Origin of the sequence: Nostoc sp. XA010 (genome assembly GCF_020829625.1) — a bacterium.
In the GTDB taxonomy this organism is placed as follows: domain Bacteria; phylum Cyanobacteriota; class Cyanobacteriia; order Cyanobacteriales; family Nostocaceae; genus Nostoc.
Genome location: NZ_JAIVFX010000011.1, coordinates 1 through 21750 on the forward strand (window position 1 = coordinate 1; position 21750 = coordinate 21750).

General features: G+C 40.9%; 22 protein-coding genes and 2 pseudogenes. 14 read left to right on the forward strand and 10 right to left on the reverse strand.

Annotated features, from left to right (window positions below):
• Window positions 1–128: pseudogene (locus tag LC608_RS17375) on the forward strand (transposase); the annotation flags it as partial.
• A 6-nt stretch (window positions 129–134) separates the two neighbouring features.
• Here LC608_RS17375 and kdpA read toward each other — a convergent pair.
• Window positions 135–1190, reverse strand: a pseudogene (gene kdpA / locus LC608_RS17380) (potassium-transporting ATPase subunit KdpA); the annotation flags it as partial.
• Between the two features lie 458 nt (window positions 1191–1648).
• Window positions 1649–2884 (reverse strand): FIST N-terminal domain-containing protein, encoded by a 1236-nt coding sequence (locus LC608_RS17385; RefSeq protein WP_229554898.1) that lies wholly within the window; start codon window positions 2882–2884, stop codon window positions 1649–1651.
• A 370-nt stretch (window positions 2885–3254) separates the two neighbouring features.
• Here LC608_RS17385 and LC608_RS17390 point away from each other — a divergent pair, with 370 nt between their 5' ends.
• The 11 genes from LC608_RS17390 to LC608_RS17440 all read left to right on the forward strand — a co-directional run bounded on the left by LC608_RS17390 (window position 3255) and on the right by LC608_RS17440 (window position 11786).
• Window positions 3255–3500, forward strand: a complete 246-nt coding sequence (locus LC608_RS17390) for a Calvin cycle protein CP12 (protein WP_190894217.1) — start codon at window positions 3255–3257, stop codon at window positions 3498–3500.
• A gap of 678 nt (window positions 3501–4178) precedes the next feature.
• Window positions 4179–4775: a DUF3177 family protein gene (locus LC608_RS17395; RefSeq protein ID WP_229554721.1), complete on the forward strand. Its 597-nt coding sequence runs from the start codon at window positions 4179–4181 to the stop codon at window positions 4773–4775.
• Between the two features lie 36 nt (window positions 4776–4811).
• Entirely contained in the window at window positions 4812–5108 is a 297-nt protein-coding gene (locus tag LC608_RS17400) for a hypothetical protein (protein WP_229554722.1), read from the forward strand.
• Between the two features lie 422 nt (window positions 5109–5530).
• Window positions 5531–6184 (forward strand): hypothetical protein, encoded by a 654-nt coding sequence (locus LC608_RS17405; RefSeq protein WP_229554723.1) that lies wholly within the window; start codon window positions 5531–5533, stop codon window positions 6182–6184.
• A gap of 117 nt (window positions 6185–6301) precedes the next feature.
• Window positions 6302–6499, forward strand: coding sequence for a DUF433 domain-containing protein (locus LC608_RS17410; RefSeq protein WP_229554724.1), 198 nt, complete (start codon window positions 6302–6304; stop codon window positions 6497–6499).
• 75 nt (window positions 6500–6574) lie between these two features.
• The gene (locus LC608_RS17415; protein WP_229554725.1) at window positions 6575–6865 is read left to right on the forward strand and encodes a hypothetical protein; all 291 of its coding nucleotides are present in this window, start codon (window positions 6575–6577) and stop codon (window positions 6863–6865) included.
• Between the two features lie 126 nt (window positions 6866–6991).
• On the forward strand, window positions 6992–7264 hold the full coding sequence (locus LC608_RS17420) for a hypothetical protein (RefSeq protein WP_229554726.1): 273 nt from the start codon (window positions 6992–6994) through the stop codon (window positions 7262–7264).
• The gene (locus LC608_RS17425; RefSeq protein ID WP_229554727.1) at window positions 7261–7638 is read left to right on the forward strand and encodes a clan AA aspartic protease; all 378 of its coding nucleotides are present in this window, start codon (window positions 7261–7263) and stop codon (window positions 7636–7638) included. Before LC608_RS17420 ends, LC608_RS17425 begins: the two co-directional genes overlap by 4 nt.
• Window positions 7639–7780: 142 nt before the next feature.
• Window positions 7781–8896 carry a cobalt-precorrin-5B (C(1))-methyltransferase CbiD gene (gene cbiD, locus LC608_RS17430; RefSeq protein ID WP_229554728.1) on the forward strand — a complete coding sequence of 372 codons (1116 nt, stop codon included), beginning with the start codon at window positions 7781–7783 and terminating at the stop codon, window positions 8894–8896.
• 224 nt (window positions 8897–9120) lie between these two features.
• A complete protein-coding gene (guaA, locus tag LC608_RS17435; protein ID WP_229554729.1) occupies window positions 9121–10740 on the forward strand; it encodes a glutamine-hydrolyzing GMP synthase in 1620 nt (539 codons plus the stop codon).
• A 641-nt stretch (window positions 10741–11381) separates the two neighbouring features.
• Entirely contained in the window at window positions 11382–11786 is a 405-nt protein-coding gene (locus LC608_RS17440) for a response regulator (protein WP_229554730.1), read from the forward strand.
• 62 nt (window positions 11787–11848) lie between these two features.
• Here the strand turns inward: LC608_RS17440 and LC608_RS17445 are convergent, their stop codons facing one another.
• Window positions 11849–12754, reverse strand: coding sequence for a cation diffusion facilitator family transporter (locus tag LC608_RS17445; protein WP_229554731.1), 906 nt, complete (start codon window positions 12752–12754; stop codon window positions 11849–11851).
• A 711-nt stretch (window positions 12755–13465) separates the two neighbouring features.
• Here LC608_RS17445 and LC608_RS17450 point away from each other — a divergent pair.
• The gene (locus LC608_RS17450) at window positions 13466–13819 is read left to right on the forward strand and encodes a hypothetical protein (protein ID WP_229554732.1); all 354 of its coding nucleotides are present in this window, start codon (window positions 13466–13468) and stop codon (window positions 13817–13819) included.
• A gap of 663 nt (window positions 13820–14482) precedes the next feature.
• On the opposite strand, the gene LC608_RS17455 is transcribed toward LC608_RS17450, so the two are convergent.
• The 3 genes from LC608_RS17455 to LC608_RS17465 form a co-directional block, all read right to left on the reverse strand.
• Window positions 14483–14719, reverse strand: coding sequence for a DUF4327 family protein (locus LC608_RS17455; protein WP_229488075.1), 237 nt, complete (start codon window positions 14717–14719; stop codon window positions 14483–14485).
• An 866-nt stretch (window positions 14720–15585) separates the two neighbouring features.
• Entirely contained in the window at window positions 15586–16005 is a 420-nt protein-coding gene (gene rbfA / locus LC608_RS17460) for a 30S ribosome-binding factor RbfA (RefSeq protein ID WP_229554733.1), read from the reverse strand.
• A gap of 123 nt (window positions 16006–16128) precedes the next feature.
• On the reverse strand, window positions 16129–16335 hold the full coding sequence (locus tag LC608_RS17465) for a DUF751 family protein (RefSeq protein WP_100901538.1): 207 nt from the start codon (window positions 16333–16335) through the stop codon (window positions 16129–16131).
• 164 nt (window positions 16336–16499) lie between these two features.
• Between LC608_RS17465 and LC608_RS17470 the strand changes: the two genes are divergently transcribed.
• Window positions 16500–17357, forward strand: a complete 858-nt coding sequence (locus tag LC608_RS17470; protein WP_229554734.1) for a DNA adenine methylase — start codon at window positions 16500–16502, stop codon at window positions 17355–17357.
• Here LC608_RS17470 and LC608_RS17475 read toward each other — a convergent pair.
• The 4 genes from LC608_RS17475 to LC608_RS17490 form a co-directional block, all read right to left on the reverse strand.
• Window positions 17329–17805: a PD-(D/E)XK nuclease superfamily protein gene (locus LC608_RS17475; protein WP_229554735.1), complete on the reverse strand. Its 477-nt coding sequence runs from the start codon at window positions 17803–17805 to the stop codon at window positions 17329–17331. The genes LC608_RS17470 and LC608_RS17475 overlap by 29 nt on opposite strands.
• 746 nt (window positions 17806–18551) lie before the next feature.
• Window positions 18552–19457: an NmrA family NAD(P)-binding protein gene (locus LC608_RS17480; RefSeq protein WP_229554736.1), complete on the reverse strand. Its 906-nt coding sequence runs from the start codon at window positions 19455–19457 to the stop codon at window positions 18552–18554.
• A gap of 332 nt (window positions 19458–19789) precedes the next feature.
• Window positions 19790–19933, reverse strand: a complete 144-nt coding sequence (locus tag LC608_RS17485) for an addiction module protein (RefSeq protein WP_229554899.1) — start codon at window positions 19931–19933, stop codon at window positions 19790–19792.
• A 194-nt stretch (window positions 19934–20127) separates the two neighbouring features.
• The gene (locus LC608_RS17490; protein ID WP_229554737.1) at window positions 20128–21348 is read right to left on the reverse strand and encodes a HetZ-related protein; all 1221 of its coding nucleotides are present in this window, start codon (window positions 21346–21348) and stop codon (window positions 20128–20130) included.
• Window positions 21349–21750: the final 402 nt, after the last annotated feature.

Consider the following 21750-nt stretch of genomic DNA (forward strand, 5'->3'; position numbering starts at 1 on the left):
ATGAGCCTCTTAAACTCCGATGTATTCAAATATTTCAATCTGTTGCTAATGACAATAAATGGTTCATTAAAGCACTAGAAATCGCACCAGACCATATTCATTTATTAATTGAATATGACCCGCATCACGACTCGTAAACTATTGACTGCGCCGCACATCGTGCCGGTTGTACTTACCGCAAATAGTGCAGATTGTGCCCAACCAAACCGGACTTCTTTACCCTCTAAATTCGGTTGCTGACTACCCAGCAGTGAATTCACAGCCGGATTGCCGTTGTATTCACCAATGGCAGTAACGATGATAAATACTAAATAGATAACACCAACCATGCCATAGACTAACTAAGCTTGCTTAGTGTTATTCGCAAACAATCCATAAGTGTAGATCAGGGAAGTAGGAATCGAAAGCATCGCCACGATTTGAATCAAATTAGAAAATCCGTTGGGATTTTCAAAGGGATGTGCCGAGTTGATGGCGAAAAAGCCGCCGCCGTTTTCCCCTAATTGCTTGATAATTTCAAAATGGGCAACAGGGCCACGAGCGATCGCCTGACTAATATTCGGATTTTCCAAAGTAGGGAATACAACTGCACCCCCCAGAGTTTCTGGAACCCCAGTTGCCATCAAGACAATGCCGTCCACAATACAAATAGGCAGCAAAATTCGGGTAATCGAGCGAATTAGGTCTACATAAAAGTTGCCTAACGATCTACCTGTCAATCCCCGAATAAAAGCAATACCTACCGCAAAACCAGTCGCAGCAGAGGTGAACATGTGATAACCAAGCCCCCACATTTGGCTGCCATAGCTCATGTAGGTTTCACCAGAATAGTGCTGCTGGTTAGTATTAGTAATAAAAGAAATAGTAGTATGTAGCGCTGTATCCCAAGTTGGGGCATTTATCCCCGTAGGGTTCAGGGGCAACCATCCCTGATTCATGATGATAAAGAAAATCAGTAACCCCATTACTACGTTGCTATACAGGATTGCCCGCCCATATTGCCAACCCGTCATATTTTCTTTGTTTTTAACACCAACCAAGGCATAAAGCACTCGCTCAACCGGATTCAAAATTGGGTCAAAAAAAGTGCTTTGCTCAAGGTAGATACGCGCCATATAGCGCCAAAAAAATGGAGTAATCGCTACTACAATTAGTAACGTTAATACAATTTGAATCCATCCTTCTAACATTGGATTAATCGAACTCTGACATGAATAAAGTTGAGATAGCCAGGAGATATTCTTTGCTATAATTTAAAGCAAATAATTAAATATTTCGATATCATTATTTACTTATTTATAACTATCTGCTTTCTCAATCAATCATCGAGCTTTTTGTTAGAGAATACAAGGTATAAATTAATATTTAAACTAGCCTCTACAAAGAATATATTTGTTTATATATACAAGTATTCAAAGCGTTTATATCGATATATGTCTGCAAATATAGAAGGACAGCTAAATGCTCAACAAACAGCTATTTTGCGCCCAAACGGGAGCATCCCACTTTTGCCAATAGCCTATAAACTAAACCCGGACTTCTCACTTAGGAGAAATCCGGGTCAAGCCTTTACATGAAGGTATGAGGTTAATCTAAAATCCAAAATCCAAAATCCAAAATTGGCAGAGTCAGGACTCTAATTCATCACTCATGACTGATTTTGGCGACAAATTCCAAATGCGGAGGTGTAGGCGTGTAAAAAAGTTCTGCCGCCTACAGGGCCGATTTCACCACCACAGAAAAAGCCGCCTACAGGAATATCGCTGACGTAGCGCCGAAATAGTTCAGAATCGAAATTGGGTTTACCATAAAGTCCTTCACCTCGCCCCAGACAGGCAAACATTAAGGCAGCTACGGCAGAGGGTTCAGATTCTCGTTGGGTTTGATAACTTTGGAGGAGTAATTCTAGGTCTTCAGCAGAGGCTTGGGCATCGCGTATATGGAATTGCAGCCTTTGTCCTGGACGAACACGATCGCCAATTGCGATCGCCCCAGCTGTTGGATCGACCCCAAGAATACCACGAATTAAAAAGTCTCCCTGTTGCAAAGCCAGCTTAAATTCATCCATCGCTACACCAACAAACAGAGAGTGTTGTGCTAAAGTCCGTTCGTGTTCGCTGAGGCTGGCAATCAAATCTCGCAACACCACTAGCGGCACTTTCTCATCTAACTCTAAGATGATGTTGCGATCGGCTTTTGTAACTTGCAATGGTTTGCCAATCGGTCGGCATCCTTGGGCTACAATCGTTTCCAAAACAATATTGCCAGTCAAAGCTATGCCGATAGTACCCTCACGATACAGGCTTTGGTGTTCCTCACCCTCAGTATCATTACAAAAAAGGGCAACACGACCACCCATACCCCCACCGCTAGCCTGTCCCCCCACTATCACCGATCCTGGATAAGCAAAATCCAACCCCTGCAATAAATCGTTGATTCCAGAAGCGAAAGAACTAGACAGCAAGATGAACTGGGGTGTCGGTGATGTTGGCACACCGATCAAATCAACCCAAGTATCTGGTGAACTGTCTAAGTCAGGTAATTCTTCAGCAACAACATGAAAGACTTGAACCTTCACCCCTGGAAGGTGCGCTAAAGTCAAGCTAATAGCTGGTTCAGCTTCCAATTCTTGGATTTCTCCGTTAACTGTCGTCCCAATCACACCTCCACCACTACAGCCAATTAGCACTGGCACAGAAAGTTTCTCAGCTAACAAGGGTAACAGTCGGGAATACTCACTCGTAAAAGCAGACGAAATGAATACCAGTCCTAGATCCGCAGGTGCTGTTAACGATGAGACAGCTCGTTCCACCACATCTGTAACAGCTGCTTCCAAAGAATGACGGGTTGATAGGGCGTTTGCCCACTGCATTTGGTCTGCCATGAGTTTTGAGCTTCTTTTTCTTTTGGGGCTAGTAGGTTTTGATTTTTGATTTTGGGAAGAATTGCATCCGACAAAAATTAGTGCCAGCCTTTTGTCTCCTCCATCCCAAGAAGCTGGGGTTGTCATTCCTTAATAGATGCATCTAAATATATTGTATGATTGTTTATCTATGGTACTAATTCCAGAAAATCTTAAAAAATAAAGATGAATGCATTATAGATGCGGCAGTTTACTGTATTGGTTATAAATCAATAGGCTAAAGTCCTAACTTATGACCTGAATGGTTAGAATGGTTAGTAATCAAGCTAAAATCTGCCATTTCTGAAGTTTTTCTATACTAGTATTAACAACACACAACGAGACTAAAGCAATGACCAACATCCAAGAAACAGCAAAGAGCGATATTCAAGAGAAAATCCAAGAAGAAGTAGAGCAAGCGCGTACTGTCTGTGATATCAGCGGTAGTGGTTCACCAGAGTGTGCTGCTGCTTGGGATGCAGTTGAAGAATTGCAAGCTGAAGCTTCCCACAAGCGCCAAAGCAAGCCAAAAAACTCTCTTGAACAGTATTGTGATGACAACCCAGATGCAATTGAATGCCGAGTTTACGACGACTAAAAATTTAGACAAGTAAATTTTTTGTTCGTTTGGTAAACAAGCAACCAAAATTTACTTACTCAAATCTTGCACTCTCACCTCACTCCCGCCTAAAATCTTACTTCCCCTCTTTCATCATTTGCCCCAACAGGTAAATAATGGGTGAAATATTTGGAGTTACGGATGTATAAGGGTTAAAGTTTGAGGTTTTTTTTATCTTAAAAGGAAACTTTTACACCCAAAAAATTGGGGTTTTGTCCGAGAGTGTCGAGTATATAGTCGGTGGGTGGGTTTTAGAACTCTTCCTGACGCTACTTGCAAATAGGTGCAAAATCTGAGTCTAGGGTCTTTGAGTTGCTTGTTTTTTACTAAATAGAGAGATTGAGGAAAGTGAATTAAACAATTTACTATTTAATACCTTTTCCAAAAATCTTTGCAACAAATGAATTGACTGTAGGGGCGTACATCTGTATGCCCCTACAAACGTATTTACAGTATAAATTCCCTGAAATAGTATAAGTTGGGTAGCCACTTACTTGCACAAAGAAGTTAGAGCGCAGTCTTGAGGCTAGACTTTGTGCTTTGATTAAACTGTTATGTAATTATAGATAGACTAATAGCTAGGTAATAGCTTACAGTTTGTCAGTTATGGATTTTGTTCTTGGTTAAAAATGTTTTATTTATCGTTTCAGAAAAACTATGGACTATAACGTTTGGTTTCGCCCTTTCGTCTGGATGGATTACCGACTGGCAGTATTATTCCTGGTAATTATTCCGCTAATTCTTCTGATTTGGGCATTTGTGCAAAAAACGGAAGCCATACAACGCTTATTGGGTATATACTGGCGAGTATCTAGCCTGGTAGCAATCACAATTTACTTAATGATTGCCCAGTATCCAGTTAGCTTTATTTCTGGGTTGATAGCTCAGATATTGATCCCGATTTCGCTGTGGTTCTGGGTGGATATCAACGATGAAATTGAGTATCAAACCAGTGGCGCTTTGAAATTGATTTTTACTTCTTGGCGCTGGGCGACAACTGTTTATTGTATTTTGGGTACACTAGCCTTTATCCCTTTTTTAGGTTGTGCTTTTTCTGGTAGTGCGCTGAAGACTCCCTATTGTCGCGTTTGGTTTGAGGCTCCGTTGCTATTCAAAGAATATTTTCATGCTAATAGCAAGGCTGAATTTTTAGGTTTTCTCGGCATAACTAGTTTAGTAATTTATGTGCTTTACTTAAGCTATTTTGTTCTGATTAAGCTGGGCAAGCAGGGACGCTCGGCCACACCACAGTAAGCGTTGTTGCAACACCATACTCCTACTCTTAAAAAAATGGATTCCATTGGCAAGCGACTGGAACAATACACCGCTAAACGTCCCCAAGAAGTTCTACTTGTAACAGTAGAAATTGCTGATGAGCAAGATACAATTGCTATTTTCAAAGGCTTTTCTAGTTCTTTGATGCGTCCAACGGCATTTGATGCAGATGTACCAGTTCTACCAGATGGGGCAAATATCCTCAACATTGACCGAGTAGCCAGTCCTTATAATCCTGAAGCACCCCGTTATATTGAACAAGGAATTTCTTGGGAAGCTATGGAAACTCTATTATTAGAAGTAGGTGTTTGACTAATTACTAATTCGTAATTTTACAGCAAGGCTAACTTTGAGATTGTTGATGGAGCGATTTCTACGACGGGGTATGACGCTCGACGACTCGCTAACGCTGCGCTATCGGTGACGCAATGGGAGCATTATTATTCGGGATATTATGCCGGATTGGGCAGTTAAACCCTGTCCATTCTGAAACCTGGAGTTTTTGAGGAAAGTATATTATTCATGTGCCGTTGAGTAAGATACAAAAAAATTCTGAAATGATTTCACAGTAAGGACTTTGGTGTTCTCATATAATCGAGAACTGCTATATTTCAATTGTTGATATTTTCTAAGCTATACTACAATTTATAATACAATTTTAACAGCATTTCAAGCCCAATGTTAGCTCAGTAAATTGTCCATATATATTACTATTGTTGGTGAATGGAATTGAGATGGATATTGAACAAGTAAGATTACAGTATCAGAGATTAGATCGCCATTACCAGGGAGCATTAACTAAGGATTCTATAAGCTTTCTGGATTTTTCTCATACGCTTCGAGTGTGGGTTGATATGAAGTCTCTAATCGATACCCTTGCTCAAAGCCAAGGTATAGAACTTGAGTTGAATAACGTAGTTCGTAAAAAGGAAGCTCAAAAGATTCTTAAGGGTAGTAAGTATATTTATCTTCCCTTAGGGAGCGGAGTATCAAGTCCAGGTGTAGAAGTGAGAGGGGTTAGAATCGTCAACCGAGCTCTGAATCCTGACGAAATCAAGAAGCTTTATGAGGCGGGACTACCAGAAGTTCAAAAAGCAAAATTAACTTTTAGCCAATGGCTTGCTTCAGGTATATATGATGTTCCATCAGAAAATGAAAAACATCCGAAACTTACTATTTCGAGAGAAATTTTGATCAAGCGAGTGGCTAATATTTTAGGTGCAAGCCACCCTCATGGAGCTGATAACTCAGATGCAACTGAAAATAGATTTGATCCTTATGTGATTGAGCTTCATCAATTGATTCTGGCTGATGGCTATCCGGCCACTTATTATCAACTGCTTGAAATTGGGAAAGATATTTTGCAAGCAATAAAGCTGTTCATGTAAGCATTTAGCAATTTTTGAATACTTCATATTTTGTAGGAATGAATTATGTAAGATGCGATTTTGCAATTCTACTATTACTTCCTGTTCGCATTGATTCAACCAATATCTTGACTAATTATGAATTACCACGACATTATTACAATTGAACCTGGAAAACGCAGTGGTAAACCCTGTATCCGGGGAATGCGAATCACTGTTTATGATATTTTGGAGTATCTTGCTAGTGGAATGACTGAAGCGGAAATCCTAGAGGATTTTTCTGAATTAACTTCTGAAGATATCAAAGCGTGTCTAGCTTTTGCTGCTTTCGGGTAGTGATCGCTACGATTGCCTTCTACTTCAATCATCAACCGGAAGTAGAAGCCTACTTATAATAAGCATCTTAAAATTATGCCTGTTCATATTTATAACGATGAAGGTGATGACATAGGGACAATAGGTGAGTGTAGTCCCGCCGAGTGGGAGCTACCTACACAGATTGGCGAACTAGAAGAATGGCTCAAAACAAATCATAAAGTGATCCCTAAAGGAAAGTATGTAGCAGATATTGGATTTAAGGTACGTAAGAATGCTAGAGGTGGCGGTGCTGTAATTTCGGCAGAGATGATTCGCATTCTGGATGATTTAGGAATGGAAGTCTATCTCTCTGAATATGGTTATGATTTTAGCGATGTGGAATGAAGTAGGAAAATTCCAGTCCTGATCCGTTTATTGGGTAGCTTGGCTCTATCTAACCGTAGGCTCTGAGCGAAGGGAAAAGCTAGCCTAAAATAGAAAAATTAGAGGCGTGAGCACGAGGCTATTTCTATGACAGTTCGCCAACCCCGCTACGGCAAAGAAGAATTCGCTCGACGTGGCGATGAGATTTATGAATCTCACGTGCGCTCACAGGTTGAAGCAGATAATCATGGCAAGATTGTGGCGATCGACATCGAAACCGGAGCTTTTGAAGTCGATGCTAGTGAAATCGCTGCCTGCGATCGCCTCGAAGCCAGTCATCCAGACGCTCAAATCTGGATTGTCCGCATTGGTTCTCGCCATGTTCGTCGATTCGGCGGACGCATGAAAAAAGCCGTATGATCACCGGAATCGTTAACGCGGATTTTGAACCGATTATTTCACTTTCAGTTTGTGGTTCCGATGGCAAAATTTACACACAAGATGCGATTGTGGACACAGGCTTTAACGGTTGGCTTTCACTCACTCCAGATTTGATCACTCAGTTGAATCTGAGATGGAAGAGGCGAGGACGAGCCATTCTTGGAGATGGGAGTGAATGCGTTTTCAATGTCTATGAAGCAGTTTTAGTTTGGGATGGAGATATTCTGACAATCCCAATTGATGAGGCTGATTCAGAACCACTCGTCGGGATGTCCCTAATGGAGGGTTATCAGCTAATGGTGCAAGTATTTGAAGGCGGTCGCGTCGAACTCAGCAAAGTAAACACGATCTAAATTGCCCGTTGCACGCCGACCCTATTGAGGGAGGTAGAGAGAGAACGTTACCCTAAAGGAAGTAAGCTACAGTTGATGTCTAAATTGCAGCCTAAAACTGTCTTTATTTTTAAATAATTATTTTGACTTTTAAATTTACAAAATGTCCCGTTCTGGATACACACTTCCTGTCTTTGCCTGTGCTGCTGCTGTTGCAGCTTTACATTGGTTACGCGATCGCCAACCTCTAACTTTAGCATCTATAGATTTGATTGAACCCGCTAAAATCGCAGAAATCCCCATTGAACAAGTAGCAGGATTATCTGAGAATACAGCTTTAGCGATCGCCCGCAGCGATCCTGGTGATAATCTCGATTTGACTAAAGATACACCAATTTGGGCATTGATAGAGTGGCGAGAACAGGGTGATGATACTGTAATTATTAAAGGTGGGGAAGGAATTGGCAGACAGGTAAATGCTGATGACAAGCCTGCTATTTATGCTTATGCTCAAAGGCTGTTGCAAGAAAACTTGCAACGAATGCTAGCACCGGGGGAAAAAATCACGGTGACGATTATTTTACCCGAAGGGCGATCGCTTGCTGTTCGCACTTCAAATTCTGCTTTTGGTGTGGTTGAAGGACTTTCCCTTTTAGGCACAACTGGCATTTCTCAACCCTTGAGTACACCAGATCAGCTTGGAGTTTTTCGGGCTGAGTTACAAAATAAAGCCAGTCGTTTTGAAAGTTTAGTATTCTGTATCGGGGAAAATGGCCTAGATTTGGCGCGTAAACTAGGGATTAATCCTGAACAATTGGTCAAAACTGCTAACTGGCTTGGCCCAATGTTAGTAGAAGCTGATGTGCTAGGCGTGAAAGAAATCTTATTATTTGGCTATCACGGTAAGCTGATGAAGCTGGCTGGAGGGATTTTTCATACCCATCACTACTTGGCTGATGGACGGCGAGAAATTTTAGCAGCGCACTGTGCGATCGCAGGTTTAAAATCACCAGATATCCAAGCTGTGTTTAACAGTGCAACCGCCGAAGCCGCCCTAACATACCTAAAATCCCTAGATGCATCAACTGGTAGTGATTGGGTAAATCAAGTTTACAGTGCGATCGCCGAAACTATCGATGTTCGTTCTCAAGAATACATCCAAAACCATAGGGAAAGCAGCACAGGAAGTACAATCTGTGGCTCTATCCTCTTTGATCGCGATCGCAAAATTATCGTGAAGAGTAAAACTGCTGGTCTGTTGATGGGAAAATTATGTTAATTTATTATGAATAATCGTAAACAATTCAAATAAATAATCTTCTAAGTAACCACTCTAGGGTAAGTTAATCGTTTTAATACCCTCTCTCAGTCAGTATATCGACAAACGCACATAATCTTGCGTTTGTAACGGCTCTCTATACCATTATCAGCCTACCCAGGCTGAATAATAGCATCATCATAGACCACAAAGCATCTACCCTTAACAGACATAAGACTCCCGTCATGAACACAGCGGTGATACCAACAGAACAAGCGCCCCAAACATTGGAAAATTTGGGGAGACTTGATCGCCAATTGATTGTAATTCTGGACTTCGGCTCTCAATATTCTGAGTTGATTGCCCGTCGCATCCGCGAGACTCAAGTATACTCGGAAGTTTTATCCTATCGCACTACTTCTGAACATTTGCGCCAACTTAATCCTAAGGGAATCATCCTCTCAGGTGGGCCAAGTTCGGTTTATGGTGATAACGCTCCCCATTGTGACCCAGAAATCTGGAATTTGGGAATACCCGTCTTGGGTGTTTGCTATGGGATGCAGCTAATGGTAAACCAACTCGGCGGCGAAGTGGCAAAGGCTGACCGAGGTGAGTACGGCAAAGCCTCATTATATATTGATGACCCCACAGATTTGCTCACTAACGTCGAAGATGGCACTACGATGTGGATGAGTCATGGAGACTCAGTTACCAAAATGCCATCAGGGTTTGAATTGCTGGCACATACAGAAAACACTCCCTGTGCTGCGATCGCCGATCACGAAAAGAAACTTTACGGCGTTCAGTTCCATCCAGAGGTAGTGCATTCTATTGGCGGTTTAGCATTAATCCGTAATTTTGTCTATCACATCTGCGATTGCGAACCTACTTGGACAACAGCCGCTTTTGTCGAAGAGGCAATTCGGGAAATTCGCGCCAGAGTTGGTGAAAAGCGAGTGCTGTTGGCGCTGTCTGGGGGAGTGGATTCTTCTACCCTAGCCTTCTTGCTGTATAAAGCCATTGGTGAGCAACTGACTTGCGTATTTATCGATCAAGGTTTTATGCGAAAGTATGAGCCAGAACGATTGGTAAAACTCTTCCAAGAGCAGTTTCACATTCCTGTAGAGTATGTAAATGCTCGCGATCGCTTTTTAGCTAAAGTTGCTGATATCACTGATCCTGAAGAAAAACGCCGCCGCATCGGACACGAATTTATTGCTGTATTTGAGGAAACATCCAAACGCCTTGGCCACTTTGATTATCTGGCTCAAGGGACTCTTTATCCAGATGTGATCGAATCTGCTGACACCAACGTTGATCCCCAAACTGGTGAGCGGGTAGCGGTGAAAATTAAAAGTCATCACAATGTTGGCGGTTTACCCAAAGACTTAAGATTTAAATTGGTGGAACCACTGCGGAAACTATTTAAAGATGAAGTCCGCAAAGTTGGGCGTTCCATTGGTTTACCAGAAGAAATTGTCCAACGGCAACCTTTTCCTGGGCCTGGTTTGGCAATTCGCATTTTGGGGGAAGTCACATCTGAGCGGTTAAATATTTTGCGCGATGCAGATTTGATTGTCCGGCAAGAAATTAACCAACGCGGTATGTATCATGATTTCTGGCAAGCGTTTGCTGTATTGCTGCCAATTCGTAGTGTTGGTGTTATGGGGGATCAACGCACTTATGCTTACCCGATTGTTTTGCGGATTGTTACCAGTGAAGATGGCATGACTGCTGATTGGGCAAGAGTCCCTTACGATGTACTGGAAGTGATTTCCACTCGGATTGTGAATGAGGTAAAGGGGGTGAATCGGGTGGTTTATGACATCACCTCTAAGCCGCCTGGAACCATTGAATGGGAGTAACCAAGTTTTGAGTTGACTTAGCGCAGAAGCTCATCACCGAATTTGATTTAAATTTTGAATAATGGAATTGAAAGATTCAAAATTCCAAATTTAAAAAAGTCTGTTCACGCGGCGTCTGCACCAAGAGCAAGCGAATTTATTCGTGGTTTACTTCTACTAAAATCCCAACCTGTTATGGGACTACTATTTGATATTTCAAAAGATACGTAGTAGGGTGTCAACGCTAAAATGATGCATTAAGTGTAGGTTGGGTTGGGTTGAGCATTGCTCAACCCAACCTGTAAAATTTATTGCACAAATTTAGCCTTGACATGCTAATAGGGTGTGTAGCTGCGAGAGTACGACACCAAATTATTATAAATGGTGCGTTACGGATTTCATTTTAATGCACCCTACAGGACGTAATTTTATTCAATGGTAAAAGTTAATTAAGGAATTAAACACCAACATAGTTTTATCCCGTCAATAATTATAAATTCCAGCCAATAATTAACCATCTACTTGATGGTAGCTAGACGAATTGAGTTATTTTCTAGGAAAATAGACGCGATCGCAGTAAAATTACCAATGGTATGGCCACTGAGAAAAACAAGCAGCTCATTAGAAATAACTTTCATGTGATCAACATTAATGGAGATGTTATGGAACCTGCTCTGCCCCTTGCTGGCTTAAACATCCTCGTAGTTGATGATGATGACGATAGCCGATTTTACATTACTACCGTGTTGGAAGCTGATGGAGCCACCGTCATAGCAGTTGCATCGGCAGAGGTAGCATTGAAAGTATTACCTGAGTTGCAACCAGAAGTTTTAATTTGTGATATTGCTATGCCTGGTGAAGATGGCTACACTCTTATCCGCAAGATCCGGGCGCTGAAGTCTGATATTTGGGAAAAACTCCCGGCTATAGCTTTAACTGCCTATGGCGATAGCGAGTATCGTAGCCGTGCCCTGGAAGCGGGCTTTCAGGCTCATGTGGCGAAACCGGTTGATCCAGGAGAACTAGTTGCGATCGTCGCTGATTTGCTTGCTTCTTATAAGAGTTAACGCAAAGATGCAGTCATTTGTAGGTCATTAAATGAATAGGGCGTGATTTGGAATTGCTTAAATTACTTCGCTCCAGTTTCAAAGCTAATTTGCTCAGACTTATAGGCTGGTGGCTCAACGTGAATTAAAATCCTGACTGGACGGAACCGTTCTTCTAATCGGCTTTCTACTTCTTCGGTGATGTGGTGAGCGGTTTCTACGTCTGGTGCATCTACTATTAAATGCATTTCGATAAAGACTTGACGACCAAGAACACCGCGAGAAGCAATATCATGACAGTTAATTACACCTGGAACAGAAGTAGCGATCGCATGAATTGCTTCTGGTGCGATCGCCATTTGATCCACTAGCCAAGGCAAATTCTCTTTTAAAACTGACCAACCACTCCAAAATACCAACAAAGCGACAGGAAAAGATAACACCAAATCCATCCATTGATAACCTAGCCAAACTCCGATCAAACCGGTAATTACAGAGATTGTTACCCAAATATCGCTCATCGTATGTGTCGCGTCAGCTATGAGAATTGAGCTACCTACACGCCTACCCACAGCACGTTCGTAAAACGCCACAAAAATATTCACGCCCAACACAATTAGTAATAACCACAACTCAGGCGGCGATATTTTCACAGGTTCACCACCACCTTTGAGAATTCGCTCGATTACTCCTTGCAGAATTTCAAAACAGGCTATTCCTAAAAATGAGGCAATTCCTAAAGCGCCCACAGCTTCAAACTTGCTGTGTCCATACGGATGCTCGCGATCGGGTTGTGGAGAAGAAAATTTACTTGCAATTAATCCCAAAACGTTATTCGCGCTATCTGTCACACTATGCAAGGCATCAGCTAGCAAACTCAAAGAACCAGTCCAGTAGCCCACAAGTGCTTTCAATCCCATTACAAACAGGTTGAGTAGTAGGGTAATAATTAAAACCTTTCGCACTTCGGCGCGGTTATCGTAAATCATAGATAATTTATCACATCAAGTTCTATGACTTCTAATGTAAAACTTAAAACATAAATAGACACTAATAAAATGTATCAAAGTCTTACGCAGTAAAAATTAAGTCTCTCTATAGGCTCTATGTTTTATACTATTTTGTTGAGATTCTTTATAACTAACAACAGCTACAAGCTTTATATGTATTAATAATACCTCTACAGATAACAGCAGATTTTTAGCATTAATTATAAAAATATTTTAATTAAATTTGTTATTCATACATCCAGTTAGGTCAGACCGAATTGCATTCAAAGAGATGATCATGACCATCAGTAAGCTGTACTTACTCAGGGAAATTGATGAGTCTAATGAGTTTAATTTACTACCTTTAACCAACAGCGAAAAAGTATCGAATCCTAATTCTTTTCTATATCCCCTGCTCCCTGCTCCCCTGCCCTAAAAGCGTACCTTTTGGGGATCTTGCTACGCGTAGCGTCCCGCAGGGATGGGGGATATTTCACCGGTACGAACCTGAAAATTCATGGCGGCTTCGCAGCCTGATTCGGCAACCAAAGCAAAACCAAGAAAAGTCCGATTATGTAAATTTGTCTGACGACGATGCCAGCGCCAAGATTCGGGCGCATCCTCGAAAAAAAGACGAAGCCACCAAGAGGAACGGCGGCTTCGTCTCTTTTTCCGGTAATATTAGTACTTATAAAGAAGTTTTAATAAAAAATGTCTTCAATTCCTCTAACCTTGAACCTAATTGAAGGTTCTGTCTCCTTCAGTTTTTCACCCCAAGCAGCACGAGAGTTAAAAGCAGCAACAGATCAATTGATGGAGCGTCTGAAAGCTGTCGCCACTAAACCCACTCCCGGCGGTGGTAAAGTAACTCCCCAGCCCCCCCTGGAATATCGTTATACGGGTGATGTATTTTTAGAAATTTTCTGTAATCCTAATATCTGGCCAACACCCTTCGCAGCAAAAGTTTTGCTGACTGTCCGCAACGTCAACATCCGCTTGACTACTGAAGCTGAACTTACTCGCATCATTGAAGACATTAATAATTACTTAGAGCAAGTAGGATAATAGTTCATGTGATTTTTCTGTGCTTTTCGAGATTATAAAAAAATACTATACAAATTTTGGATTTTGCGAAAATTGAGCCAGTTGCTTGCGGAGTTTCTCTCTATTGTCGCAAATGGTGAGGGTTAGCCGGACTTAGCCAACTTTTCAAGACGGATGGCTTTGAACAGCAAGCAGACTATCCCTTAATTTAGGGAAGCGATGCAATGAATTACGAGTCCAAAGTGAAGTTCCTACATTTACCTATTAGATAAATATAGTAACGTCACAGAATCTACTTAGTAGACTCAAGCTATAGCACCAAATGTAGACAACAAATGGTTTTGATGCCTTCTTTAACTTGAATATTTGTATAAATTCAGACTCCAATGGTTCTAGTACAGGTCGGCGGAAATAAACCTACTATTTCATTACAGCCAGAAAGCCCGAAATTAAAGCCTTTTGACTTTTGACTTCCCCATTCGCGTAGCGTCTCGTAGAGAAGGGGCTGACTTCCGCCTGGCGGTACTAGATTAATGAAAAACGCAAGATTCTAGCAAGATTCTATATGGGACAATGCTCATCAAAAACCAGAGATTATCCCCTAGATTGGGCGTCGGATCGTTGATGGTGACATCCACACATCGAAAATGAACCCCCAATCCCAAATTTTAAATCAAACATTAATTAGTCGTTGTCCCACTGTTCACGACCAATTAGGTCGCCAATGCGATCGCGTAACAAAAAGTCACATTTCTCTAATTCACATTCAACGCAAACCCACTCTCTCGCTGGAATGTATTGGCAGAGGGTATATATTGGCTGTTGTCGGCTAATGATTCCCTTTTGCACCAGTCGGCGTGCTTCGTCTTGAATCAGATCGAGAGAGTAGTAATTGATAGAAGGCACCGTATTCACACTCATGTTTTTTACTCACAAATTAACACTTACGATAGTGTTCCCCTTAATAATTAGGAACAAACATTACAGAAATTAGACTTGTGGCTAGGATTTTGTAGTTTGCTATACGGAACTATTTTTATTTTGACGCTACATCTCCTGAAATTATCTCAAGATATGTTAAGAAAGTCAACGAATTCTGACATTTGTCGAAAATCCGCTTTACAAAAAAAATTCCGAGTAGTTAACTTAACCTGCTATAGCGGCTGTATAGTTTTTATGCAACAAGTCTGAAAGTCTTGCTATTACTGTATTTAGGCAAGATTTGGTGGTTGGGAAGAGTTCAGGGCGCAATCGCTTACATATCAAATAATCACTTTAAAGCCTGATCTAGAACTGCTGGTATTTATCTAAGGGTAAACAACACAAGAATATTTGTCAGATACTAGGGTATAAAGTGTTGCAAAACATAACGGCTAAAGTAACCTACGAAGGCTTTCACCCCAGCATCTGTTAACAATTTCTTAAATAGAGGCGTAATTACTTGGTTAATTTCAGCACTAACGCCACACAGTTTTCTTTGGATAAACATCTGTAGAAGGGTCGAGTAAAGGATTTCCAATTGCAGGAGGCAGGGAAGGCAGGGGGGATGAGGGAGATGAGGGGGGACTTTCTCCTCAGCTCTCCCTGCTCCCCTTGCTTCAAGAACCTGCCTCAACTAAGAAATTCCTGAACCGAACGAGGCAAGTAAAAAACGTATATATGCAACTACTGATCCCTGAAATAGATTATGGTCATATTAAAACAGACGCGATTTGGTCACGTCTGTAAATTGTTTGGCGGATTTGCTGAGATTAATTGTTCTGAAGTTACATTGTTATTTCAGTTACTCATTCATCAAATGATTCATCATCTTGATCGGTGCTATCTTCTACTGCTACCAGATTTTCTGGGGGACGCTGATGGTTAAGTTGGTTTAGTAGTGCCAGTACTTTATTACCGCGTTCTATGGAACGATCTTCGAGAAACAGCACCTCTGGTGTACGACGTAGCCGTACCCGCGCCCCAAGTTCACTGCGGACGTAACCTGTGGCCGACTTTAAGCCTGCCATTGTTTCTGCTTTAGCTTCATCTGTACCATAGATACTGACGTAGATTTTGGCGTGTTGGAGATCGCCGGAAACATCAACATCAGTAACACTTACCATTCCTGTACCCACACGGTCATCCTTGATGCCGTTGAGCAGCATTTGGCTAACTTCCCGTTTGATCAATTCAGCAACGCGGGAAACCCGACGATTTGTAGCCATAAAAATTTCGCCTCATCACAGAGGTTGTACAACAAAAATACATCTAAGTTAAGTAGACAGTACTTAGCGCAAGCAACGCCAAGAGCAACCGTCTGTGGGGCACAGCCCTGATATAGCGCTAGTCTAGATTGTACTCAAGCCCAGCATTGCCCGTAGGGTGAGAGTAAGGAAGACTAGGCTGCTCACAAACAAACCCAAGATAGCGATTAAGGTGACTGGGCGCTTCAACAATGGCACTAACGGCGCAAAGGTGTTAATAAACAGTCCTAAGACGATAGTAATTAAGTACCGGGGGTAGCGAAAGACGTTATCCCAAAATCCGTCAAACATTTGAATGTCAACTGCCTTGTTATATACTTACGTTTGTTTTGATATGGTTTATCTACTCAATTGTAATCTATGCGGCTGGAAAATTAGCAGTTAATATAAAATATACTTCGTCGGTTATATTGGCTTTATTTAGTCACGATTATTTTCAGTTAAATCACAAGTAAATGGTAATTCAAATCCCCAAGGAAACTAGCCCGCGTCCATTTTTGAAGTGGGCAGGGGGTAAAAGTAGGTTGATACAGCAATATATTCCTTATTTTCCCAAAAGTTATAAAAATTACTATGAGCCATTCTTGGGTGGTGGTGCTGTTTTTTTCTATCTCCAACCAAGTACAGCAATTTTGACTGATATTAATGCCGAATTAATTAACACTTATTGTTGTGTAAGAGATCATGTTGAGGAATTAATTTCTCTATTGAAAGAGCATAAAATCCGGCATGATAAAGATTATTACTATAGTATCCGAAATCACTGTGGTGGTACTGATATAGAAAAAGCTGCTCGGATAATTTATCTTAATAAGACTTGTTTTAATGGTCTTTATCGTGTCAACTCTCAGGGTAAATTCAATGTGCCTTTAGGCAGATATGAAAATCCCAATATTTGTTCTGAGGTTTTATTAAAAGCAGCCTCAGAAGCGCTTTCTCATGCAGAAATTAAACAAGCAAATTTTACAGAAGTCTTAAATCATGCAACTAGCAGTGATGACTTTGTATTTTTTGACCCGCCCTACCATCCTATCAGCAACACTAGCTATTTTACTGCTTATAGCCAGAATTGTTTTAGTAAAAAAGACCAAGAGCTTTTGAGAGATACTTGTGCAGAGTTAGCAAGTCGTGGTGTCAAAGTTATGGTGTGTAATTCTGATAGCGAATTTATTAACAAAATTTATACTGATGTTAATTTTGAAACCTACAAAATTAAAGCAGCCCGATCAATTAATTCAAACATTAAAAATAGAGGGATGATTTACGAATTACTAATTACATCTTTTAAAGATTTTTATTTGCCCAAGCAATGAATCTGTCTAAACTATAAACTGCTAATAAATTATGGTTATCATTAACTCTAGCTTTTAGCCATTTGCTTGCGCCTTCTCGCATACCTTCACCGCCTAGTATGACGATAGTTGGTGCAGGGTAATAGTTCTGGATGTTCATGTTCAAGTAAGGAAACTTTTCATCAACGGAACCGGGGCTTTCTTGCCATTTGCACTCAAAAATTAAGCCAGATGGCATTGCAGGTGAGCCAACAACATAAAAATCTACTTTCAGAAGGGTATGATAAATTCCAGTTCCAATATAAACTTCTTTTCCATAACGTTTTGGCAATAAAGCAGCATTTAATACAAATTCTTTTGGGACATAGTTCCCGACTTGGAAATAATTATGTCCAGTCAAAATTGCTTCTACATTTCCTTCTAAAATATTCCCAGACTTATTTGCCCGTCCACCTTGAGTCAGAGCCATCTTTAATCCCTCTGCCAAAAGTCCTGCTTATTATAGGATTTCACAGAAGCAGTAAAAAAGGGTTAGTTGCTTAATATGAATTTTTTATTTTGACTAAACAAGGTTGGATTAATAGGTAAAAAAATCCGAAAGTTTGGTACTTTTGTACTAAATAAATACAAATGTATTAATAATTTGGATGAGGAAGGAGTTAGTAATTCAGATAATAGTTAAAATAATGGATTTTTCTTTAGCCTTAAAGACCAACTATTGCAAGCGACTACGCCATTTTTCTGGGTCTTGGGAACAGTGCAAAACAGCGTAGATAATAATCTCCTGTTCATTAAACTCGTAAAAAACGACGTAGGTAGGACTTAGCATTGACATAAAAGTCACTATGTGTATTCAAGCCCAGCTTCTGTTGTAGATGTTTCAAAATGAAATCACGAGCCACTTGAAGAGATAAATATAGTCCAAACCCTAAATCTACCCAACATTAGGTATTATCTACCATTTTATTGCCCCTACTGATTCGCTATGGCGCTTGCGCCCGCCGTAGGCGATCGCATCTTAAATTTCGCCCAGAAGTCTTCGTGCATATCTGACTGTCTTTGTCAATGCGTAAGTCCTAGCTATTTCTTTAGATAATTCAAGCGGTGGCACTTTTTTCATAATTAGCAGCTTATACTATGATGCCACCACTTGCCTCATTGTCAACAAGCTTACTTTCTTGCGGTGAGCAGTTACGTTTTTTTATACAAAGACAATCAACCTTTTGAAAAAGCAGTAGCAAATTCTTTTGCGAAATCTGTCAGCTTTACTTTTCCCATAAGCTTTGGTCTATTGCGGTAATAATCTTCGTACATTACACCGCTAAATTTGCTTACATTTATTTCCACAAAACCTTTGGCAGTTTGCGGGTTCATTCCTGCTGCTAATAAACCATCTAGGAATTGTTCGTCAGGAATTACCAACCATTTCAAATCAGGTTTTCCGATTGCTTCACCCAGAATTTTTGCCACTTCATTTGGCGAAACTTCATCGCTTGCTATGTAATGAATTTCTCTGCCGTCAAAAGGTTTTTCAATTTCTTCAGCAATAGTAGCCGCAATGTCTAAAGGTGAAACCCAAGGTTCTTTTTCATCACCACCATAGTTGGAAACGATTACGTTTTTTGTTTTTATGGTTTGTATAAAGGGAAACATGGTGGTGTAAAAACCAACAGGGCGCATAAATTTAATGGAAACATCGTTTGGCAATTGTTTCAAAATGTTTTCTACATTGTAATGCATAGCAATAAGACCAGTGCCTTTATCACTATGAGCGCCAATACTGCTGAGATGAACTACACGCTTTACGCCAGACTGTTGAATGGCTTGTTTGTAATTATTGCCAATCTTGGTAATACCAGCTACGACATCAACATTTTGGTCAAAGAAACTGTCAGACGCAAGCGTTTCCATAACATAAACTACATCTGCACCTTTGAAAGTCTCTGATAGAAAATCAGCGTCTTCAATTGTGCCGATAGCGGCTTTTGCACCAATGGACTCAATGTCTTTTTGTCTTTCGGCTTTGCTGCTGATAACCATAACCGAATGACCTTTTTGCACTAACTCTTCTGTTAGTGGTTTGCTAATGTTCCCTAACGAACCTGTTACTACAACTTTCATATATATGGTTCTTGTTTGCCGATGTTTTGTCAATCAAATACAGTATAATATAGCAAAAATTAGATAGCGAAGAATCCTAAAACGACCAAATATCGTATTGCATATTATGGTTAATTTGTACGGTACGTAAGTCCTAGTAGGGGAAACGCCTAATTGTAGCGCGGCGATAAGTTTCATGAACAATCTGGTATGTGCTGGGGTGACGCTGAATTAAATTCAGGCAGGCATCAATACAGCGTAGGAACTCAGCGCCTAACCAAAATTAGCGCCCCTCGTACCAGTCATAAGCTTCAATAATGTCTAGTTCTGCGGCTATAAGGATAGTTAAGTTTCTAGCCATGCCGTTGAGAGATTCTGGCTTTTACATCTTCCCAACTGCTACCAATGGCTGGGTTTTGTTGATATTGGGCTTTGCGACGGGCTAGCTCTTGTTTCTGCCAATCTAAAACTGGGAGTGCTGCTGGTGTAGCGGCAATCTCATCTTATAAATCTTCTACCAGTTGAACTTTTTCCGCTCTCGAAAGACTAGAGAGTTCGGGAAATACTGGGTTCATGGTTTTCTGTGATTTTATTCACCTTCATTATTACACCCTGAAACCGCTATATCTATAACAACATTTCTAATAACTGGAATTTAGCTTGGATGAATTTTAGTTATTTCGTTTTGACTTCAACCTGTCTGTGCTTCAGTATGACCGTTGCGAATAGACCATGCTAGTTCTAAAAGTTGAGTCCAGCGCTTTTGTAACTGTTTGGGGGTGCATTTGATGGTTTTAGCGATCGCAACGTCATTTTCCCGTGCAGTTTTTAACTTTAATATTTGCTGTTGCTGTTCTGTTAGTTGATTCACAAAGATTTCCCACTGCTGGGAAGATAAACCCAATTTTTGCTCTAAACCCGCACCTAACCATTGATGTACCAATTGCCAATGGTGTTGTTTGGCAAACTTTTCTACGTGATATTTAAACCGTTGTTGGAGATAATCGCGCTGACGGCTAGTTAAACCGAGAATTTGGTCAATTTCTGGGGCTGAGAGGTCTTGAAGTTTCAAACTGAGGTAGTTCATACAGTCAGATTGACCTTGAGAATCCAGGTATTTCATCAATTCAGTGATGACGCGATCGCGTTCTGATTCTTCGGATGGATCAAAATTAGTTTGGGCAATCATTTGCGATCGCAACTGCTGCACCGCCGAGTTACGCTGGTAAGATTCCGCTTCTTCACCCTTAGCAGACTCTACCGCCATTTCAATATCCACGGTAGTTTCTTGCGGCTGACGACGAGCAAAGCCTTGGGCCCGCAAGATAATCAATTGCTGATTTGCACCACCAGGTAAATTGATCCGACGTTTGGCATACTGCTCTGTAAAGGCCATATATTCAGCTAATTGCAGCTGAGTACGCGGCGTGTGATCGTTAGGTAGTTCGTTTTCTCTACGGAAAGCTTTGATAGCTTCGATATAAAATGCTTGTAAAAAATCTTCAATCAGGCTGTAACGAGCCTCAAAACCCAACTCAGAGCCGGATATAGTTACATGACGGTAAACCATAGCACCCAAATTGCTATGTAATTCCACGCGCCCTTGTTTTGAACCTAGTTGGTAGTAACGTAAGCATTTGTGCATCCGATGCCTTCCCAAGGTAATCTGCCAGGATTTGATTTCCCCAGATGTTTGGATACGGGAGCTTTTATCGCAAATGCGTTCTACTTCTACGGCTATGCGGTTTGCTAAAGCTTCTACGCACCTCGGTGCTGCTTTCACTTGCGCTTGCATTTCCTGACACAGCAATTCAATCAAGGTTTCGCTGCTGCTGTCTGAAAATTCTTCAGTCGAAAGGTGATTATCAAAAATGGGTGTAGAGTTTGGTAGATTAACGACGTTAGATTTCATGACTTTTCCAGTAGTATTGCACCGTAATTACAACGCAGAGACAGCAATCAAGGCCGGTCTTGGCTTACGAATCTTTAGGCATTTATCCATCAAGGCTTGCCGCATGTAATGCTCACATCTAAAGCTCATATATAAAACTGTAGGAAATACGAGAGAGTTACAGTTATGGAAATGTGTCGGTTTTTTCACAAGCTACCACATTGACGCTGGGACACAAGTACCCGCCATTTTCTCAAAGTTGTCAAATCCCTTGCTGTACCAACTGTTGCTACCATCCTGTTATTGCATCTGTGCCCGTTGTAGACATAGCCTTAAAATATGACAATTTAAAAACTGGAGTCGCTTTTATCACAATTTCCGAAACGGAGAGGTGCGCCTGTGAAGTAGGGGCTGGGGACTAGG

Coding starts and splice junctions, on each gene's coding strand:
- LC608_RS17450 (WP_229554732.1), top strand. CDS start 13,466: ATGTCTTCAATTCCTCTAACCTTGAACCTAATTGAAGGTTCTGTCTCC.
- LC608_RS17455 (WP_229488075.1), bottom strand. CDS start 14,719: ATGAGTGTGAATACGGTGCCTTCTATCAATTACTACTCTCTCGATCTG.
- LC608_RS17400 (WP_229554722.1), top strand. CDS start 4,812: ATGGATTCCATTGGCAAGCGACTGGAACAATACACCGCTAAACGTCCC.
- LC608_RS17425 (WP_229554727.1), top strand. CDS start 7,261: ATGATCACCGGAATCGTTAACGCGGATTTTGAACCGATTATTTCACTT.
- LC608_RS17390 (WP_190894217.1), top strand. CDS start 3,255: ATGACCAACATCCAAGAAACAGCAAAGAGCGATATTCAAGAGAAAATC.
- LC608_RS17395 (WP_229554721.1), top strand. CDS start 4,179: ATGGACTATAACGTTTGGTTTCGCCCTTTCGTCTGGATGGATTACCGA.
- LC608_RS17480 (WP_229554736.1), bottom strand. CDS start 19,457: ATGAAAGTTGTAGTAACAGGTTCGTTAGGGAACATTAGCAAACCACTA.
- LC608_RS17420 (WP_229554726.1), top strand. CDS start 6,992: ATGACAGTTCGCCAACCCCGCTACGGCAAAGAAGAATTCGCTCGACGT.
- LC608_RS17405 (WP_229554723.1), top strand. CDS start 5,531: ATGGATATTGAACAAGTAAGATTACAGTATCAGAGATTAGATCGCCAT.
- LC608_RS17445 (WP_229554731.1), bottom strand. CDS start 12,754: ATGATTTACGATAACCGCGCCGAAGTGCGAAAGGTTTTAATTATTACC.
- cbiD (WP_229554728.1), top strand. CDS start 7,781: ATGTCCCGTTCTGGATACACACTTCCTGTCTTTGCCTGTGCTGCTGCT.
- guaA (WP_229554729.1), top strand. CDS start 9,121: ATGAACACAGCGGTGATACCAACAGAACAAGCGCCCCAAACATTGGAA.
- LC608_RS17385 (WP_229554898.1), bottom strand. CDS start 2,884: ATGGCAGACCAAATGCAGTGGGCAAACGCCCTATCAACCCGTCATTCT.
- LC608_RS17470 (WP_229554734.1), top strand. CDS start 16,500: ATGGTAATTCAAATCCCCAAGGAAACTAGCCCGCGTCCATTTTTGAAG.
- rbfA (WP_229554733.1), bottom strand. CDS start 16,005: ATGGCTACAAATCGTCGGGTTTCCCGCGTTGCTGAATTGATCAAACGG.
- LC608_RS17465 (WP_100901538.1), bottom strand. CDS start 16,335: ATGTTTGACGGATTTTGGGATAACGTCTTTCGCTACCCCCGGTACTTA.
- LC608_RS17415 (WP_229554725.1), top strand. CDS start 6,575: ATGCCTGTTCATATTTATAACGATGAAGGTGATGACATAGGGACAATA.
- LC608_RS17475 (WP_229554735.1), bottom strand. CDS start 17,805: ATGGCTCTGACTCAAGGTGGACGGGCAAATAAGTCTGGGAATATTTTA.
- LC608_RS17440 (WP_229554730.1), top strand. CDS start 11,382: ATGGAACCTGCTCTGCCCCTTGCTGGCTTAAACATCCTCGTAGTTGAT.
- LC608_RS17410 (WP_229554724.1), top strand. CDS start 6,302: ATGAATTACCACGACATTATTACAATTGAACCTGGAAAACGCAGTGGT.
- LC608_RS17490 (WP_229554737.1), bottom strand. CDS start 21,348: ATGAAATCTAACGTCGTTAATCTACCAAACTCTACACCCATTTTTGAT.